This is a genomic window from Streptomyces sp. NBC_00536 (assembly GCF_036346295.1).
Lineage (GTDB): Bacteria > Actinomycetota > Actinomycetes > Streptomycetales > Streptomycetaceae > Streptomyces.
Map to the genome: position 1 here is coordinate 3289630 of NZ_CP107819.1, position 17135 is coordinate 3306764.

The window sequence follows — 17135 nt, forward strand, 5'->3', positions numbered from 1 at the left end:
TCCCAGCACTCAGCGCTTGCCGGCGCGGGCGCGCAGCTTCCACGGCATGGCGATGGACTCCAGCTGGACCGCGAGGTTCATCTTGGACTCGCCGATGGTGCGGTCCTCGAAGTGGATCGGGACCTCCATGACCTGGAAGTCGCGGCGCAGCGCCTTGAACTTCATCTCCACCTGGAAGCTGTAGCCCGCACTGCCGACCGACGCCAGGTCGATGGCGCGCAGCGCCTCGGCGCTCCACATGTTGAAGCCGCCCGTGATGTCACGGACGCGGGTGCCCAGGATGGTGCTGGCGTAGGCGTTGGCCCAGCGCGAGAGCAGCTTGCGGTGGGCGCCCCAGGCGTCGGAGAGGGTGCCGCCGGGAACGTAACGGCTGCCGACGACGAGACCCGCGCCGGTGGACATGGCCACGCCCAGCATCTCGGCGATCTTGCCCGAGGGGTGCGAGCCGTCGGCGTCCATCTGGAGGACGTAGCGGGCGCCGTCCTCGACGGCCTTGGCCATGCCCGCGGCGTAGGCGCGGCCGAGGCCGTCCTTCGTGGTGCGGTGCAGGACCGACATGCGGGGGGTGCCGTCCTCGGCGAGGTGGCCCTCGGCGAGGTCCTCGGCGATCTGGCCGGTGCCGTCGGGCGAGGAGTCGTCGACGATCAGGAGGCGCAGGCCGGGCAGGTCCAGGCCCATCAGCAGCTCCACCATGCCCGGCAGGTTGCCCGCCTCGTTGTAGGTGGGCATGACGACGGTCAGCGGGGTGTGCGCCCACGCGTCGGGAAGCTTGGTGGATGCGGTCGCGGACGCGGTCCCGGAAGCGGATGCGGTCGCGGTCTCGCGGGGGGTCTTCTGCTCGCCTATCACAGGGTTATGCCTCACTGAAGTCGGTCGGTACGCGCGTGCACCCGGCCCGGGATCACCAATCTGGTTCACCGGTCCGAGGAGAAGCGCACGGCGGCGGGAGGCAGCTCTGCCTCACACCACACCCGCACCCCGGCGCGAAGTTCGTTGTCGGCGCCCACCAGCGCGCCGTCCCCGATGACCGCGCCGTCCAGCACCGTGCGCGCGCCCACGGCGGCACCGGCACCGATCAGACTGGCGGTCACGTGCGTGTCCGGACCGATGGTGGCGCCGTCCAGCACGATGGAGCCCAGTACGACGGCGCCCGACTCGATCCGGGCACCGGCACCCACAACGGTACCTCCCGAAACCTTCGCTCCGTCCGCGACCTGTGCGCCGGGGAGGACCAGGACCTCACCGCGCGGGCCGGGAACGGCCGGGGAATCGACCACTCCGCGGACCAGGTCGGCGGAGGCCTGCACGAAGGACTCGGGCTTGCCGAGGTCCAGCCAGTAGGTGTCCTCGGTCTTGCCGTGCAGCTTGGCACCGGCCGCGAGCAGCCCGGGGAAGGTCTCGCGCTCGACGGATACCGGTCGACCGGCCGGGATGGAATCGATCACCGAGCGGCGGAAGACGTAGCAGCCGGCGTTGATCTGGTCGGTGACGATCTCCTCGGGCGTCTGCGGCTTCTCGGTGAAGGCCAGCACCCGCCCCTCGTCGTCGGTGGGGACCAGACCGAAGGCGCGCGGGTCCTCGACCCGCACCAGGTGCAGGGAGACGTCCGCGTCGGCGGCCCGGTGGGAATCGACCAGGCCGCGGATGTCCAGGCCGGTCAGGATGTCGCCGTTGAAGACCAGGACGGGCTCGTCGGCGCCGCCGGTCAGCAGTTCGGCGGCATTGCGGATGGCGCCACCGGTGCCGAGGGGCTCGTCCTCGACGACGTACTCCAGGTGGACGCCGAAGTCGGAGCCGTCACCGAAGTAGGGCTCGAAGACCTCGGCCAGGTAGCAGGTGGCCATCACGATGTGCGTCACACCGGCGTCGGCGGCCCTGGCTATCTGGTGGGCGAGGAACGGCACACCGGCAGCCGGAACCATCGGCTTGGGGGTGTTCACCGTGACGGGGCGCAGTCGCGTCCCCTGCCCACCGACCAGCAGGATCGCTTCCGTCATTTCTTCTCCCCAACAGGTTCGGGCGCACGAAGGTTCAAATTTAGCCCACCCGGGGACGCGCGATTCCCAGCACGGGTCATGGAAGGTTACGAGGCATGACGATCAACCGGACCGCTTGGTTCCCTCGTACGGGATCGTTAGCGAGCCGGTACCGGACGGCGAAGCGGCACCGGGGGTGCGGCTGCGCCGCGGGGGCGGTGGCTTCGGGCGCCCGGGGGTGGGGCGCGGCTGCGCCGCGGGGGCGGTGGCTTCGGGCGCCCGGGGGTGGGGCGCGGCTGCGCCGCGGAGGCGGTGGCGTTGTGCGGGCGGGGTCGGTGAGGTTCCGGGGGCTGCCCGCCAGTTCAACTGTCTCTTCGTGGTGCCGTGACCTGTCAAGGGCGCTCCCTGCGGTCGCGTCGCTACGCGATGGCCTTCGGCCACCCTTGACAGATCCCGTCCCCACGAAAAGCCAAGAACTGTCGGGCGGCCCCCGGGGGAAGGCAGGGGGGACCTGACCCATGGCCCAGGGGTGGAAGCGGGCGGGCCCGGTCCCGGGTGCGGCCCAGCCGCGCCCTCCGGGCGGACAGACGACAAACGCGCACCTCTATCGCTACGCGCTCCTCTGGGGGCGGCGTCTGCGAGCTGTCTGGGGCTGGTGGGCGGTGCGGGGAGGCCGAAAGCTCGGCTGGACGAGCATGGAGTCGGGTCAAGCGACTCTCGTCACTCAACACCCCTCCAAAACACCCCTTTTGTGACGCTTTGAACCCCCCACTTTGAGGCGGACGGCCGCCTGACCCGTCTCCACTTCGGCCTGGCGGAGGTCCGGGCCACAAACAGCCCGCAGACGCCGCTGTGGCCGGGACTGTGTAGCGATCTGTGTGCGGCTTGTCGCTTGTCCGCCCGGAGGGCGCGGCTTGGCCGCACCCGGGGCCATGGCTGGCCCGTCACCACCCCCGGGAAGTGCTGTCGCTCCCCCATGCCTTCCCCCGGGGGCCGCCCGACAGTTCTTGGCTTTTCGTGACGGGGCACGCTGTCAAGGGTGGCCGAAGGCCATCGCGAAGCGACGCGACCGAAGGGAGCGCCCTTGACAGCGTGACCCGGCACGAAGAGACAGTTGAACTGGCGGGCAGCCCCCGGAACCTCCCCGACCCCGGACGCACAACGCGATGGCTCACGCGGCGCAGCCGCGCCCCGACCCCGGACACCCGAAGCCACCGCCCCTGCGGCGAAGCCGCACCCGGCGAAGTCGGGCCCCCTCGTCAGTCGGCTTGGGGCCAGTCCCAGCCCAGCTGGAGGAAGAAGCCGAGCCTGTCGCTGACCGCGCGGATCTCGGAGATCCTTCCCTCCTTCAACGTGAAGATCCAGATCGCCTCGACCTCGAAGTCGCGGCCGGTCGGCTCGGGCATGCGCGGGTGAGTACCGCCGTGGGTGCCTCGCTGGGTGACACGGGCCACGATGCGGTCACCCTCGCCGACGAGTTCGTCGACCTGGACGATCAGCGGGTCGAAGGCGGCCAGCTGCTGTCGCAGGCCGTCAAAGGCCGCACCCGGTTCGTCGGCCTCACCATGAATGATCTTGTTGTGGTCGACAACGCCCTCGGCCATGAACCTCGGCAGGTCGTCCACCCGGCGCTCACTGACGGCCTCGAAAAAGCCCTGCACGGTCTGCTTGTTGGCACTCACAAGTGCGTCCACGTTTCCCCCTGGAATCGATGATCAGCGCGATCATATGACCGGCTGCTGAGCTACCCCAGGTAGGGCGCGGACCGGTGCTCAAGGAAGTGCCCCAGACGCAACCGCTGTGTGTGGTGCATGGCCAGGGAGTCAAGGGCAGCCGCTTCAACGAACCGAAGTTCCGTGCTCTCGTCGGAGATGGTCAGCGTGCCGCCGACGACGCGCGCCGTGAAGCAGACGTTGAACTGTCGCCGCACCTCCCCGTCGCTGTACTCGATGATGTGGCGCGGGTCGGTGTACGTGCCGACGAGTCCGGTGATCTCGACGTCGAGCCCGGTTTCTTCCTTCACCTCCCGGACGGCGGTACCGGGCAACGAGTCGCCCATGTCCATGCCCCCGCCGGGAAGCGCCCACAGATCGTTGTCCCGACGCCGTTGCAGCAGGATGCGACCCCTGTCATCGGTGACCACCGCCGAGGCGGCGACGACCAGGCTGTTCGGCTCGGGCGCGTGCGGATCGTCGTAGTACTCGGTCCGTGCCATGCGTCACCCCTCCACGGGTCGGGCGGTCTCCCACACGGCACCGAAGCTGTCCGCGTAGGTGTCGAACATGCCCCCGTCGCCGTTGCGACGAAGGTGCCACACGGGCGCGCCGTACGCGTTCACGCCCCAGACGTGGGCATTGACCAACGCCTGATCATCAGCCCGGTACAAGCTGTTGTAGAGGGTCGTCCCATGCGTGCGCAGTTCGATCCCGGGCACACCCAGCAACGGGCGGTAGTGCATGAGCGCGAGACGGCAACGGGATTCGATGCCGTGCCCGAACCTCTCCTCCTGTCCGCGCTGCCGGACGTTCTCGCTGTCCGCGTCACCCACTGCGATCCGGACCACACATCCATCCGCCGCCCGCTCCCGCAGGAGATCGTTGAGCCGGGGGTACGCCTCGTGGAGGAAGACGGCCGCGTAGACCAACACGTCGATGCGCTGTCGCGCCGTGGCGAGGAGATCCACGAAGACGGATACGGGTAGGTCTGCGCGCTGGTCGTATAGCGCGACGAGTTCCGGGCTGACCGCTCGCGCGGCGCGTGCCTGCCTGAGGGCCGGCCAGAGGGCGTGGACGTCCTCCCCCAGCGCCTCGGCGGCCCTGAGCGCCGTAGCCCGCCGGGGGATACGCCCGAGGTTCACCCACCGCTCAACGCTTTTCGGGTCCACGCCCGTCACAGTCGCCAACGCCGCATGCGTCCAACCACCCGCCGCCATCACGGCCCTTAACCGCTCGTTGCCCATGGGGACGTTCTACATGCCATGGGACGTCCCAAAGTGGTGAACGTACGAGGTTCCTCCGTCCCGGCGACCAGCGGCACGATCAAGACCACGGCAGGGCGGCGAAGGGGTGCGCGATGAGTGACACGGTGACGGACAAAGCCACGGACGCAGGGGTCTGGGAGTACCTGACGTACGCGCCGAAGGGTGAGCGCTGTTCCGGATGCGGCAAGGCGATCGAACCCCTTGAGCCCGTCCGCCGGGGATGCGAGGACCGAACGTCCGGGCCGCCCGTCGTGTTCTATCGCCACGCCAACAGCGCCGAGTGCCCCGGCGAGACGGTGGTCGCGTGATGGACATGCAGACCTGGCGAGACTCCCACGCACGCGCCGATGACGCCCGGGAAGCCTTGGTGGCCGCCCTGGCCGCCCTCGGCATCCCGGAGTCGGCATGGAGCGCCGTGCGGCCCGAGGTGACCCACACCGGGACCCCCTACGTGCACCTGGGCCTGATCCGGGCGGACGTGATCGAGCAGGTGGCCGAGGCCCTTCGGCTGCCGCCCTCCCACTCTGCGGAGACGATGCCGTGATGGCCGGGCAGCTCGGGTATCTGCTGACCGCGATGTCCTATCCGGCCGTCTCCCTCGGCATCATCCCCCGGTCCACACCCCGCGTGATGTGAGGCCCTGAGGCGTTCACGATGTTCGATGACAAACGGGTCCGCGTCTCCCCCTGGTCGCTACTGGCCAACTGCTCGGTTCCCAGGCCGCGCAGGCCCTCTTGACGGCCCCGGCTGCTGAGCACCAGGGTCGTGCAACAAGTCGAAAGATGCTCGACGCGGGAGAGGTAGCCATGTCTCTACTGTTCTTCGGCAAGGACCCCGACACGGACGAGGACCACTGCCCCACCGCGTGGGTGGACGATCAGAACGCCGACCTCGTCCTTCAGGGGTGGAAGGCGGACGACGCGACGGAGAAGAGGTGTCTGGAGTTCGGCCCGATCCCCGACACCGAAGCCGTGATCCGGATTCCGGCCCGGATGGTGGCTCAGATCAGGAAGGCGTGCGATGCCGCAGAACGCTCAGCAGCCGAGCTTCGCTGAGTGCATCCGGGACACACGCCACTCGGCGGTCCACCTGGAGATGCGCGACGACTACGGCGACAACGACCGGTTCGCGGCATGGCGCCGCGGCGACCGGATCGACTGGGACGACCGGTCGTCGTGGTGGCGAGGGTTCCACGACCAGATCGCCGAAGCGGTCGCCCGCGGTGTGTCCATCCGCCGGGTCAGGGTCGTGAGCGAGCCGGTGGCCGAGTACATCCGCTGGGAGCACTACATGACCCGGGCCAACCTCGCCGCTGGCGAGCAGGTCCGATGGGTGCCCCGGCGTCTCGCATCGGACCTCGTGCTCCCCTGCAACGACTACTGGCTCTTCGACGAGGGGCTCGCGAGGGTGCACCACTTCGCCGGAAACGGTTCGCTGGTCGCCGACGAATTCACCTCGGAGTCAGATCTCCTGAAATTGTTCGCCGCATCGTTCGAAACTGCTTGGGAGCGTGGCATCCCGCACGAGGAGTACCAGGCCTGATCGTCCCCATCACCCATCAGTCAGCTCATGCCTTCGTCTCCCTTCTCCAGTGCCCAGGCGGCCCGCGAGTCCGTGGCCGTGCGGCTCAAAGAACTGCGCCTGGACGCCGGCCTGACGATGCAAGGGCTGGCTGATCGGTGCGCCTGGAACAAGGCGAAAACGTCACGCATCGAGGCCGCGAGGACGACCCCTTCGGATGCCGACATCCGGACCTGGTGCGCGGCCTGCGGCGCCGACGGACAAGCCGCTGACCTCATCGCTTCCTCGCGATCTGCGGACTCGATGTACGTCGAGTGGCGGCGGATGCAGCGGACCGGGCTGCGCAGGCTCCAACAGGTGAATGTCCCGCTCTACGAGCGCACCCAGCTCTTCCGCGTGTACTGCTCCCGGGTCATGCCCGGTCTCCTCCAGACGCAGGGGTACGCCCACGCGCTTCTGTCGCTCATCGCGGATTTCCGCAGCCTCCCGAACGATGTCGGCGAAGCCGCTGCGGCCCGCGTGGACCGGTCGCACATCATCCGTGACGGCATTCACCGCGTGGTCATGCTCATCGAGGAGGACGTACTCACCCACCGCATCGGCGACGAAGCCGTGATGGCCGGCCAGCTGGGGCACCTGCTGACCGCGATGGCCTATCCGGCCGTCTCGCTCGGCATCATCCCCCGGTCCGCGCCCCGCGTGATGTGGGGCCCGGAGACGTTCACGGTGTTCGATGACAAGCGGGTCCACGTTGAGTTGCTGGCCGCGAAGGTCACTGTGACGACTCCGACGGAGGTGGAGGTGTACCGGAAGGCCTTCGCCCGGCTGGCCGAGATGGCGGTGTACGGACCCCGCGCCCGGTCCTTGATCAGCAAGGCAATTGACGCCATCGAGTGATTGCCGCGCAACAATCTGCAACAACCTGGACCGGAAACTTGGTTGGTTCGTAGCGTCGTTGTCATGACGGATGACGAAGCCCCGAGAAGGTTGCAACTGACCGGTGGTGCGCGTCTGGTGGGTGACCGCGTGGCGGTCGCTGCCAGGGTCTTCCGTGGCTCTGTGCAGCTCACCACGGAAGAGGTGTTCATGAGCGTGGATGACGCTTCGGTCCTGCAAGCGCAACTCTCCCGGGCGCTCGATGAGCGCTCGTTCCCCGGGCTCGAACAGCGGGCGCGGGAGAAGGCAAAAATGCGCCACGGCTTCTGATCCGTCACCTCGTATCCCGCGATCGACAGGAAGCGAGTCCGAGATGGGCAAGAAGGGTGGAGATCACTCCGGTACGCCGGACACCTCCAGCAGCGACGGCCACCGGGACAAGCCGCCGGGTCCGACCCGGCCGTACGAGCCCCCGCCGAAGAAGAAGTGAGGTCGGATGACGACACAGCGGCGGCTTCTGCACAGCCTGCTGGGGAAGGGTGTGGTGCCGCCTGAGTGGCGGGACGCGGTGGCGTCGGTGGATCGGGCGCTGTTCATTCCCGAGGTGATCGTGGGCGGTGACTTCGCCGACGACCCGGAAGAGTGGTTGCGGATCGTCTACGCGGACGGTCCGGTCGTGACCCAGGTCAATGACGGGAAGCCCACGGCGAGCGACGCCTTCCGGCTGCACACCTCGTCGTCGTCCATGCCCTCGATCATGCTCGACATGCTCGGGCTGCTGGATGTGCGCGACGGGGATCGGGTGCTGGAGGTCGGCACCGGAACCGGGTACAACGCGGCATGGCTTTCCCACCGCCTGGGCGAGGCCCGCGTGACAAGCGTGGAGCTGGACGAGGCGGTGCTGGCCCTGGCCGACCGGAACCTGAGGCGGGCGGGATTCCATCCGACGACGGTGCTCGGCGACGGCCGTGACGGCCACCGCCGGGGCGCGCCGTACGAGCGGATCATCTGCACCTGCACCATGCGGGACGTGCCGCAGGCGTGGCTGGAGCAGTGCCCGGACGGGCGGATCGTCACCCCGTGGGGCAGCAGCTTCTTCAGCGGTTCGTTCGCCACGCTGGACGTGGTGGACGGGGAGGCGCAGGGCTCGTTCTCCGGCTCGCCCGCCTTCATGTGGGACCGCACCCATCGGGGCGGGGCCGGGCGCGTCTCCGACCTTTACCACGAGCGGGAGGAGGGGAAGAAGGGGACGACGGATGTCCCGCCCCAGAACGTCATCCAGGACGATCCGGCGTTCTTCATCGGCCTGAGCGTCACCGATGCGTGGTTCCGGTGGTGCGGCGCGGACGACGGCAGCGGGGAGGCCACCTTGTGGTTCTTCGCCGACGACGGCACGTCGTGGGCCACGGTGGAGTACGTGCCGGACGCGGCGACGTACGAGGTGGAGCAGTACGGCCACCGGGCGCTGTGGGACGAGGTGCGCGACGCCTTCCTGAGGTGGCACGACCTCGGGAAGCCGGAACGCTCCCGCTTCGGGCTGTCGGTGGACAGGAACGGTCAGCGGGTGTACCTGACGAAGGAAGCCCCGGCCGGTGGGCCGGGGCTTCCTTGACCTGCGAAAACCTTGCTACGGGAGGTTGCGCGCCATGACGATGCGCTGGACCTGGTTCGTGCCTTCGTAAATTTGTGTGATTTTCGCGTCGCGCATCATGCGCTCCACCGGGTAGTCGCGGGTGTAGCCGTAGCCGCCGAGGAGCTGGACGGCGTCCGTGGTGACCTCCATGGCCACGTCGGAGGCGAAGCACTTGGCCGCGGCGCCGAAGAAGGTGAGGTCGGCATCGACGCGCTCCGACTTGGCGGCGGCCGCGTACGTCAGCTGGCGGGCGGCCTCCAGCTTCATGGCCATGTCCGCGAGCATGAACTGCACGCCTTGGAAGTCGCCGATCGGCTTGCCGAACTGCTTGCGCTCCTGGACGTAGCCCTTGGCGTAGTCCAGGGCGCCCTGGGCGATGCCGAGCGCCTGGGCCGCGATGGTGATGCGGGTGTGGTCCAGGGTCTTCATCGCGGTGGCGAAGCCGGTGCCCTCGGCGCCGATCATGCGGTCGGCCGGGATGCGCACGTTGTCGAGGTAGACCTCGCGGGTCGGCGAGCCCTTGATGCCGAGCTTCTTCTCCGGGGCGCCGAAGGAGACGCCTTCGTCGCTCTTTTCGACTACGAAGGCGCTGATGCCCTTCGAGCGCTTCTCCGGGTCGGTGACGGCCATCACCGTGTAGTACTCGGAGACGCCCGCGTTGGTGATCCAGCGCTTGACGCCGTTGAGGACCCAGAAGTCGCCGTCGCGCACCGCGCGGGTCTTCATGCCGGCCGCGTCCGAGCCCGCGTCGGGCTCGGAGAGCGCGTACGAGAACATCGCGTCGCCCTTGGCCAGCGGGCCCAGGTACTTCGCCTTCAGCTCCTCGGAGCCGGAGAGGATCACCGGGAGCGAGCCGAGCTTGTTGACGGCCGGGATCAGGGAGGAGGACGCGCAGACGCGGGCCACTTCCTCGATCACGATCACGGTGGCGAGGGCGTCGGCGCCCGCGCCGCCGTAGCTCTCGGGCACGTGGACGGCGTGCAGGTCGCTGGCGACGAGCGCGTCCAGGGCCTCCTGCGGGAAGCGGGACTCTTCGTCGACGGCCGCCGCGAACGGGAGGATCTTGGCCTCGGCGAGCGAGCGGACCGACTCGCGGAGCATGTCGTGCTCCTCGGCCGGGCGGTACAGGTCGAAGTCGGCAGAACCCGCCAAGACTCTCACTCCCCAAGGTGATGCGTGATGCTAACTACCGTTAAGTAACCCAGAGCTTAGTGTCCCGGCCCGATCACGGATACGTGAGCCGCACGTGAGTTGCGTGACAGCCGGTGCGCGGCCGCGGCCCCGCTGCCGGGTACGGGGACCGATACGGGGACCGGTACGGGGGCCGGTACGGGGATCGATACGGGGGAACGTCCCCACGTCACGGCCCGACTATGCTCGGTGGCCGCAATCGGCCCCGCACCTTTGGAGCACGCATGGCCCCCAAGATCACTGTGATCGGTACCGGCTATCTCGGCGCCACGCACGCCGCCGCCATGGCCGAACTGGGCTTCGACGTGCTCGGGCTGGACATCGTCCCGGAGAAGATCGAGATGCTGGCCGCGGGCCGGGTACCGATGTACGAACCGGGGCTGGAGGAGCTGCTCGGCGCGCACGTCGCCGGGCTGCCGGGCGCGAGCGGGCGGCTGCGCTTCACCACCTCCTGGGAGGAGGTCGGCGCCTTCGGCGACGTCCACTTCGTCTGTGTGAACACTCCGCAGAAGCACGGCGAGTACGCCTGCGACATGTCCTACGTCGACTCCGCGATCGAATCCCTGGCCCCGCACCTGACCAGGCCCGCCCTGGTCGTCGGCAAGTCCACCGTGCCGGTGGGCTCGGCCGCGCGGCTGGCCGCCCGGCTCACCGAGCTGGCCCCGGCGGGCGAGGACGTGGAGCTGGCCTGGAACCCGGAATTCCTGCGGGAGGGCTTCGCCGTCCAGGACACCCTGCACCCGGACCGGATCGTGATCGGCGTCCAGGGCGAGACCGCGGAGAAGGTGCTGCGCGAGGTGTACGCGACCCCGCTCGGCGAGGGCTCGCCGCTCGTGGTGACCGACTTCCCGACGGCCGAGCTGGTCAAGACCGCCGCGAACTCCTTCCTCGCCACGAAGATCTCCTTCATCAACGCGATGGCCGAGGTCTGCGAGGCCGCGGGCGGCGACGTGGTGAAGCTGGCCGAGGCGATCGGGCACGACGACCGGATCGGGAAGAAGTTCCTGCGCGCCGGGATCGGCTTCGGCGGCGGCTGCCTGCCGAAGGACATCCGGGCCTTCATGGCCCGCGCGGGCGAGCTGGGCGCCGACCAGGCGCTGACCTTCCTGCGGGAGGTCGACTCGATCAACATGCGCCGCCGCGGGCACATGGTCGAGCTGGCCCGCGACGCGGTGGGCGGCTCGTTCCTCGGCAAGCGGGTCGCCGTCCTCGGGGCCACCTTCAAGCCGGACTCGGACGACGTACGGGATTCGCCCGCGCTGAACGTCGCCGGGCAGATCCACCTCCAGGGCGGCCAGGTGACGGTCTACGACCCGAAGGGCATGGACAACGCCCGCCGCGTCTTCCCGACCCTCGCCTACGCCGACTCCGCGGTGGCGGCGGTGACGGGTGCGGACGTCGTCCTGCACCTCACCGAATGGACCGAGTTCCGCGACCTGGACCCGGCGGCCCTGACCCCCCTCGTCTCGGACCCCCTGATCCTGGACGGCCGCAATGCGCTGGACGCTGCGCGCTGGCGGGCGGCGGGCTGGACCTACCGCGCGATGGGGCGCCCGCGGGCGTAGGTCCCGTAGGGGCCGGGCCGCCCCCGCCCCCGCCCCCGCGCACCGGCCGCCCCAGCGGGGAACCCGGCACCCCTGGGCGCCAGCGGCCCCCAGGCCCCGACGGACGGAGTCCGGCGCAGCCGGGCGAAGCCGGGGAGGCCCCCCGGGGGCCGAGCCGTGCGAGCGCGGCGTCGAGAAGAGGTCCGGCCGCAATGCGCCGGACGCTGCGCGCTGGCGGGCGGCGGGCTGGACCTACCGCGCGATGGGGCGCCCGCGGGCGTAGGTCCCGTAAGGGCCGGGCCGCCCCCGCCCCCGCGCACCGGCCGCCCCAGCGGGGAACCCGGCACCCCTGGGCACCAGCGGCCCCCAGGCCCCGACGGACGGAGTCCGGCGCAGCCGGGCGAAGCCGGGGAGGGCGCTGCGCGGGCCGTTTTCCCTCCGGGGGCGCCTCGAACGCCGGCGAGGCTGAAATGCCCCGCCTGCCTCTGCGCTACGCCCCCCGCCGGTGTTGGGCCGCGCGGGCGGTGAATTCCGCGTCGCGGAGGACGCGTTGGGCGTTGTCCCAGGTCAGGAGGGACAGGTCCGGTTCCGTCCAGCCTCGGTCGAGGAGTTCCGCGATCAGGCGGGGGTAGCCGGAGGCGTCGGTCAGGCCCGCTGGGCGGGGGGTGGGCGGGTCGGTGCCGAAGGCGGCGCCGAGGCCGACGCAGTGCGGGCCCGCCACCGCGCGTACGTGGTCCAGGTGGTCCGCCACCGCGTGCAGCGAGTCGCCGGTCTGGGCGGAGGCGAAGGTGACCATGCACAGGCCGCCCGCCGCGCGCAGGGCCAGCAGGACCTCGTCGGAGACGTTGCCGGGGTGCGGGGTGAGGGCGGCGGCGGCCGTGTGGGAGATGAGGACCGGGGCCTTCGAGGCGCCCGCGATCTGGACGGACACGGCGTCGTCGCACCCGGTCAGGTCGATGAGCACCGCGAGCCGGTTCAGTTCGCGCACCACTTCGTGCCCGAAGGCCGTCAGCCCCTGTTCCGCCCAGGCGGCGCCGGCCGGGGCCACGCTGCGCACGCCCAGGGCGTGCAGGGCCCGCAGGGTGCCGAGGGAGTCGGTCAGGGTGCGGCCGGGCGCCGGGCCGAGGAACGAGGCGATCCGCCCCCGGTTGCGCGCGTCGGCCATGTCGTCCGCGCACAGCGCGAGGCTCAGGCTGTCGGGGTAGCGCCGGATCAGGCTCTGCGCGGCGTCGATCTGTTCGAGGGTCTCCGCCACCACCCCGTCCCGGCCGTCCGGCCCGGGGGTGAGCAGCGACCAGAACTGGGCGCCGACCGCGCCGGCCCGTAGCCGGGGGATGTCGGTGTCCACACCGCCCTCGGGGGTGTCGATGTTGTCGTGGTACGGGCTCTGGCGCAGGGTCCACAGCAGGGTGTTGCACCCGTCGGCGACGGGATGGACGGCCAGGAGTGCGGCGGCCCGGTCGAGCGCTCCGGGCAGCCCCGCGGCGGGCGCGGGTACGGGCGCGGGGTCGGCTCCGGCGGAGCCGGGGGCAGCGGGGGCGGAGCCCACGTGCGCGGGATCGTCCTGCAGGTCGGCCATGGCGTTCGCTCCGGTCTCGGCGGCAGCGGGGAGGGAGAAGTGTTGCCACCGTGACATGTGGGGCCCGTGGGTTCGCGGCGGATGTGGCGTTCGGGTGGCGTACGGGCGACGTACGGACCCACCCGCACCCCACACGCCGACGGCGCGGAACCCCAGGGGCCCCGCGCCGTCCGTCGTCCGCTCCCCCGCCGGGGGCTACAGCACCGCGTTCGAGGGCCCCCGGCTCGCCGACAGCCCGGCCGCCACCGACTCCGCGTCGCGCAGCGCCCGTACCGCGTTCGACCAGGTCAGCTTCGCCAGGTCGGCGCGCGACCAGCCGCGGGTCAGCAGCTCGGCGATCAGGTTCGGGTAGCCGGACACGTCGTCCAGCCCGGACGGGGTGAAGGCCGTGCCGTCGTAGTCCCCGCCGATGCCGATGTGGTCCACGCCCGCGACCTCGCGCATGTGGTCCAAGTGGTCGGCGACGGTGGCCGCCGTGGCGACCGGGCGCGGGCTGGCCGCCTCGAAGGCGCGGTGCAGGGCCATCGCCTCGGCACCGGTGTCCAGGTGGTGCAGCCCGTGCGCGCGCAGGTTCTCGTCGGCGGAGGCCGTCCAGGCGACCGCCGCCGGGAGGATGAACTTGGGCACGAAGGTGGCCATGGCCACGCCCCCGTTGGCCGGGAGCAGGGCGAGCACGTCGTCCGGGATGTTGCGCGGGTGGTCGCAGACCGCCAGCGCGGAGGAGTGCGAGAAGATCACCGGCGCCACCGAGACGGCGAGCGCGTCGCGCATGGTGGTGGCGGCCACGTGCGAGAGGTCCACCAGCATGCCGATGCGGTTCATCTCGCGCACGACCTCGCGGCCGAAGTCCGTGAGCCCGCCGTGGCGCGGCTCGTCGGTCGCCGAGTCCGCCCAGTCGATGGTGTCGTTGTGCGTGAGCGTCATGTAGCGCACGCCGAGCTGGTGCAGGGAGCGCAGGGTGGCCAGCGAGTTGTTGATGGAGTGGCCGCCCTCGGCGCCCATCAGCGAGGCGATCCGGCCCTCGGCGCGCGCCGCTTCCATGTCGTCCGCGGTGAGCGCCCGCACCAGGTCGTGCGGGTAGCGGGCGATCAGCTGGCCGACCGCGTCCATCTGTTCCAGGGTGGCGCTGACCGCCTCGTCGCCCGCGAAGTCGGAGCGGACGTAGACGGACCAGAACTGCGCCCCGACGCCGCCGGCGCGCAGCCGGGGGATGTCGGTGTGCAGGTGCGCGGACTGGTCGGCGGCGATGTCCCGCCGGTCCAGGTCGTAGCGCACCTGGTGGCGCAGCGCCCAGGGGAGGTCGTTGTGGCCGTCGACCACCGGGTGCTCGGCGAGCAGTTCCAGCGCCTCGTCCAGGCGCTGCGCCGCGCTCACTTGCCGAATCCGAAGGAGTCGGCGCCCGCGACCTTGGCGCGCAGTCGCTTGCCCTTCTCGGTGGCCTGGTCGTTCAGTTCCTGCTGGAACTCGCGCATCCGGGCGGTCAGCTCCGGGTCCTGGGTGGCGAGGATCCGCGCGGCCAGGAGTCCGGCGTTGCGCGCGCCGCCGACGGAGACGGTGGCGACGGGAACTCCGGCGGGCATCTGGACGATCGAGAGCAGCGAGTCCATGCCGTCGAGGTACTTGAGCGGTACCGGTACGCCGATCACGGGCAGCGGGGTCACCGAGGCGAGCATCCCGGGCAGGTGGGCGGCGCCGCCCGCGCCCGCGATGATCGCCTTGAGTCCGCGGCCGGCGGCCTGCTCGCCGTAGGCGATCATCTCGCGCGGCATGCGGTGCGCGGAGACGACGTCGACCTCGTAGCGGATCTCGAACTCGTCGAGGGCCTGGGCGGCGGCCTCCATGACGGGCCAGTCGGAGTCCGAGCCCATGACGATGCCGATGACCGGCCCCGTGGAGGTGGGGGAAGCCGTGGAAGGGGTACCGGAGAAGCTCATTCTGTGATCGTCCCTCTGAGATAGCCGGCTGCGTGACGTGCGCGCTCCAGCACATCGTCCAGGTCGTCGCCGTAGGTGTTGACGTGGCCGACCTTGCGGCCGTGTTTCACGTCCTTGCCGTACATGTGGATCTTCAGCTGGGGGTCGTGCGCCATGCAGTGCAGGTACGCCGCGTACATGTCGGGGTAGTCGCCGCCCAGGACGTTCGCCATGACCGTCCAGCGGGCCCGCGGGCGCGGGTCGCCGAGCGGGAGGTCCAGGACCGCCCGGACGTGGTTGGCGAACTGGGAGGTCATCGCGCCGTCCTGGGTCCAGTGCCCGGAGTTGTGCGGGCGCATGGCCAGTTCGTTGACGAGGATCCGCCCGTCGGCGGTCTCGAACAGCTCGACGGCCAGGTGGCCGGTCACGTCGAGTTCCTTGGCGATCCGCAGGGCGAGGGCCTGGGCCTCGCCCGCGAGGGCTTCGGAGAGGTTCGGGGCGGGGGCGATCACCGTGTCGCAGACCCCGTCCACCTGCACGGATTCGACGACGGGGTACGCCACGGCCTGGCCGTGCGGGGAGCGGACGATGTTGGCCGCGAGTTCGCGTACGTACTCCACCTTCTCCTCGGCCAGGACCGGGACGCCCGCCTTGAAGGGCGCTTCCGCGTCCTCCTCGGAGCGGACGAACCACACGCCCTTGCCGTCGTAGCCCCCGCGCGTGGTCTTGAGGATGACGGGGAAGCCGCCGACCTCGGCCGCGAAGGCCACCGCGTCCGCCGGATCGCTCACGATCCGGTGGCGGGGGCTGGGCGCGCCGATCGCGTCGAGCCGGGCGCGCATCACCCCCTTGTCCTGGGCGTGGACGAGCGCGTCGGGCCCGGGGCGGACGGGGATGCCGTCCGCTTCCAGGGCCCGCAGGTGTTCGGTGGGTACGTGCTCGTGATCGAAGGTGATCACGTCGCAGCCGCGCGCGAAGGCGCGCAGCGTCTCCAGATCGCGATAGTCGCCGATGACGACGTCGCTCACGACCTGGGCCGCCGAGTCCTGTGGGCTGTCACTGAGGAGCTTGAATCTGATGCCGAGGGGGATACCCGCCTCGTGGGTCATGCGGGCGAGCTGTCCGCCGCCGACCATGCCGACTACCGGGAACGTCACTCCTCCAGGGTATCGGCCGGATTCCGCCATTCGGACGCCGCCCGGGCCGGGCGGGGTCCGCCGGGGGAGGTCTACGCGCGTCCCGCCCGCTGCGCCGGGCGGGTGTCGGAAGGCACACACGTTTCAGAGGGCCGAGACTTAACATGGACAGGTTGAATCCATCGACCGACCGCCGACCGGCAGGGACTGAACCATCACATGAGCACGCCGAGTACCCCGAAACACGTCACGCTGTCCGAACGCTTCCGCGGCATCGGCCGGGAGGTCCTGAAGTTCGGTGCGGTGGGCGGTATGGGCGTACTGGTCAACTTCGGCGTCTTCAACCTGCTCCGGCACACCACCGACCTGGCCGTCGTGCGCGCGAGCGTCATAGCCATCGTCGTGGCGATCATCAGCAATTACATCGGGTTCCGGTACTTCACCTACCGCGACCGCGACCGGGGCAGCCGCCGCCGCGAGATGACGCTGTTCGTCGTGTTCAGCCTGATCGGCATGGTCATCGAGAGCGGTGTGCTCTACGCGGCCACCTACGGCTTCGGCTGGGACAGCAACCTGCAGAGCAACATATTCAAGTTCCTCGGCATGGGCATCGCGACCGTCTTCCGCTTCTGGTCCTACCGGACCTGGGTCTTCCGCGCCCTGCCCGAGACCACCGGCGCGACCGCGACCACGGTGGTCGCCACGCAGCGCGACGCCGACGACGTGATCGCCGCCGAGCCGGAGCCGGTCTCCCCGGAGCCCGCCACCCGCTAGGCGATCCGCCCG

At 70.4% G+C, this 17135-nt stretch carries 19 protein-coding genes; 9 read left to right on the top strand and 10 right to left on the bottom strand.

The annotated features are described in order from the left end of the window. Window positions 1–9: 9 nt before the first annotated feature. The 5 genes from OHS33_RS14245 to OHS33_RS14265 all read right to left on the bottom strand — a co-directional run bounded on the left by OHS33_RS14245 (window position 10) and on the right by OHS33_RS14265 (window position 4935). Window positions 10–849, bottom strand: a complete 840-nt coding sequence (locus OHS33_RS14245; RefSeq protein ID WP_443065299.1) for a polyprenol monophosphomannose synthase — start codon at window positions 847–849, stop codon at window positions 10–12. 65 nt (window positions 850–914) lie between these two features. Further along, window positions 915–1997, bottom strand: a complete 1083-nt coding sequence (locus tag OHS33_RS14250; RefSeq protein ID WP_330330772.1) for an NDP-sugar synthase — start codon at window positions 1995–1997, stop codon at window positions 915–917. Window positions 1998–3235: 1238 nt separating this feature from the next. Beyond that, a complete protein-coding gene (locus OHS33_RS14255) occupies window positions 3236–3670 on the bottom strand; it encodes an ester cyclase (protein ID WP_330330773.1) in 435 nt (144 codons plus the stop codon). A gap of 50 nt (window positions 3671–3720) precedes the next feature. Further along, on the bottom strand, window positions 3721–4191 hold the full coding sequence (locus tag OHS33_RS14260; protein WP_330330774.1) for an NUDIX domain-containing protein: 471 nt from the start codon (window positions 4189–4191) through the stop codon (window positions 3721–3723). Window positions 4192–4194: 3 nt separating this feature from the next. Then, window positions 4195–4935 carry a helix-turn-helix domain-containing protein gene (locus OHS33_RS14265; RefSeq protein WP_330330775.1) on the bottom strand — a complete coding sequence of 247 codons (741 nt, stop codon included), beginning with the start codon at window positions 4933–4935 and terminating at the stop codon, window positions 4195–4197. Between the two features lie 113 nt (window positions 4936–5048). Between OHS33_RS14265 and OHS33_RS14270 the strand changes: the two genes are divergently transcribed. The 7 genes from OHS33_RS14270 (at window position 5049) to OHS33_RS14305 (ending at window position 8965) form a co-directional block, all read left to right on the top strand. Then, window positions 5049–5264 (top strand): hypothetical protein, encoded by a 216-nt coding sequence (locus OHS33_RS14270; RefSeq protein WP_330330776.1) that lies wholly within the window; start codon window positions 5049–5051, stop codon window positions 5262–5264. Window positions 5265–5269: 5 nt separating this feature from the next. Beyond that, window positions 5270–5500 carry a hypothetical protein gene (locus OHS33_RS14275; RefSeq protein ID WP_330330777.1) on the top strand — a complete coding sequence of 77 codons (231 nt, stop codon included), beginning with the start codon at window positions 5270–5272 and terminating at the stop codon, window positions 5498–5500. Between the two features lie 238 nt (window positions 5501–5738). Continuing rightward, window positions 5739–6011 (top strand): hypothetical protein, encoded by a 273-nt coding sequence (locus tag OHS33_RS14285; protein WP_443065300.1) that lies wholly within the window; start codon window positions 5739–5741, stop codon window positions 6009–6011. After that, complete coding sequence (locus OHS33_RS14290; RefSeq protein ID WP_330330778.1) at window positions 5977–6498, top strand: DUF6879 family protein; 522 nt, start codon at window positions 5977–5979, stop codon at window positions 6496–6498. The genes OHS33_RS14285 and OHS33_RS14290 overlap by 35 nt, the downstream gene beginning before the upstream one ends. Before the next feature lie 27 nt (window positions 6499–6525). After that, the gene (locus OHS33_RS14295; RefSeq protein WP_330330779.1) at window positions 6526–7374 is read left to right on the top strand and encodes a helix-turn-helix domain-containing protein; all 849 of its coding nucleotides are present in this window, start codon (window positions 6526–6528) and stop codon (window positions 7372–7374) included. Window positions 7375–7437: 63 nt separating this feature from the next. Beyond that, complete coding sequence (locus OHS33_RS14300; RefSeq protein WP_330330780.1) at window positions 7438–7683, top strand: hypothetical protein; 246 nt, start codon at window positions 7438–7440, stop codon at window positions 7681–7683. Window positions 7684–7849: 166 nt separating this feature from the next. Then, window positions 7850–8965, top strand: a complete 1116-nt coding sequence (locus OHS33_RS14305; RefSeq protein ID WP_330330781.1) for a methyltransferase domain-containing protein — start codon at window positions 7850–7852, stop codon at window positions 8963–8965. Between the two features lie 15 nt (window positions 8966–8980). Here the strand turns inward: OHS33_RS14305 and OHS33_RS14310 are convergent, their stop codons facing one another. Then, window positions 8981–10138: an acyl-CoA dehydrogenase family protein gene (locus OHS33_RS14310; protein ID WP_330330782.1), complete on the bottom strand. Its 1158-nt coding sequence runs from the start codon at window positions 10136–10138 to the stop codon at window positions 8981–8983. Window positions 10139–10401: 263 nt separating this feature from the next. Between OHS33_RS14310 and OHS33_RS14315 the strand changes: the two genes are divergently transcribed. Continuing rightward, window positions 10402–11742: a UDP-glucose dehydrogenase family protein gene (locus OHS33_RS14315; RefSeq protein ID WP_330330783.1), complete on the top strand. Its 1341-nt coding sequence runs from the start codon at window positions 10402–10404 to the stop codon at window positions 11740–11742. A gap of 469 nt (window positions 11743–12211) precedes the next feature. On the opposite strand, the gene OHS33_RS14320 is transcribed toward OHS33_RS14315, so the two are convergent. From OHS33_RS14320 to OHS33_RS14335, 4 genes are all read right to left on the bottom strand, one after another. Next, entirely contained in the window at window positions 12212–13357 is a 1146-nt protein-coding gene (locus tag OHS33_RS14320; RefSeq protein WP_330330784.1) for a membrane dipeptidase, read from the bottom strand. 138 nt (window positions 13358–13495) lie between these two features. Continuing rightward, window positions 13496–14674 carry a dipeptidase gene (locus OHS33_RS14325; protein WP_330330785.1) on the bottom strand — a complete coding sequence of 393 codons (1179 nt, stop codon included), beginning with the start codon at window positions 14672–14674 and terminating at the stop codon, window positions 13496–13498. Beyond that, the gene (gene purE / locus OHS33_RS14330; protein WP_330330786.1) at window positions 14671–15234 is read right to left on the bottom strand and encodes a 5-(carboxyamino)imidazole ribonucleotide mutase; all 564 of its coding nucleotides are present in this window, start codon (window positions 15232–15234) and stop codon (window positions 14671–14673) included. The genes OHS33_RS14325 and purE overlap by 4 nt, the downstream gene beginning before the upstream one ends. Next, window positions 15231–16370, bottom strand: a complete 1140-nt coding sequence (locus OHS33_RS14335) for a 5-(carboxyamino)imidazole ribonucleotide synthase (protein WP_330330787.1) — start codon at window positions 16368–16370, stop codon at window positions 15231–15233. Before OHS33_RS14335 ends, purE begins: the two co-directional genes overlap by 4 nt. A 198-nt stretch (window positions 16371–16568) precedes the next feature. Between OHS33_RS14335 and OHS33_RS14340 the strand changes: the two genes are divergently transcribed. After that, entirely contained in the window at window positions 16569–17123 is a 555-nt protein-coding gene (locus tag OHS33_RS14340; protein WP_330330788.1) for a GtrA family protein, read from the top strand. Window positions 17124–17135: the final 12 nt, after the last annotated feature.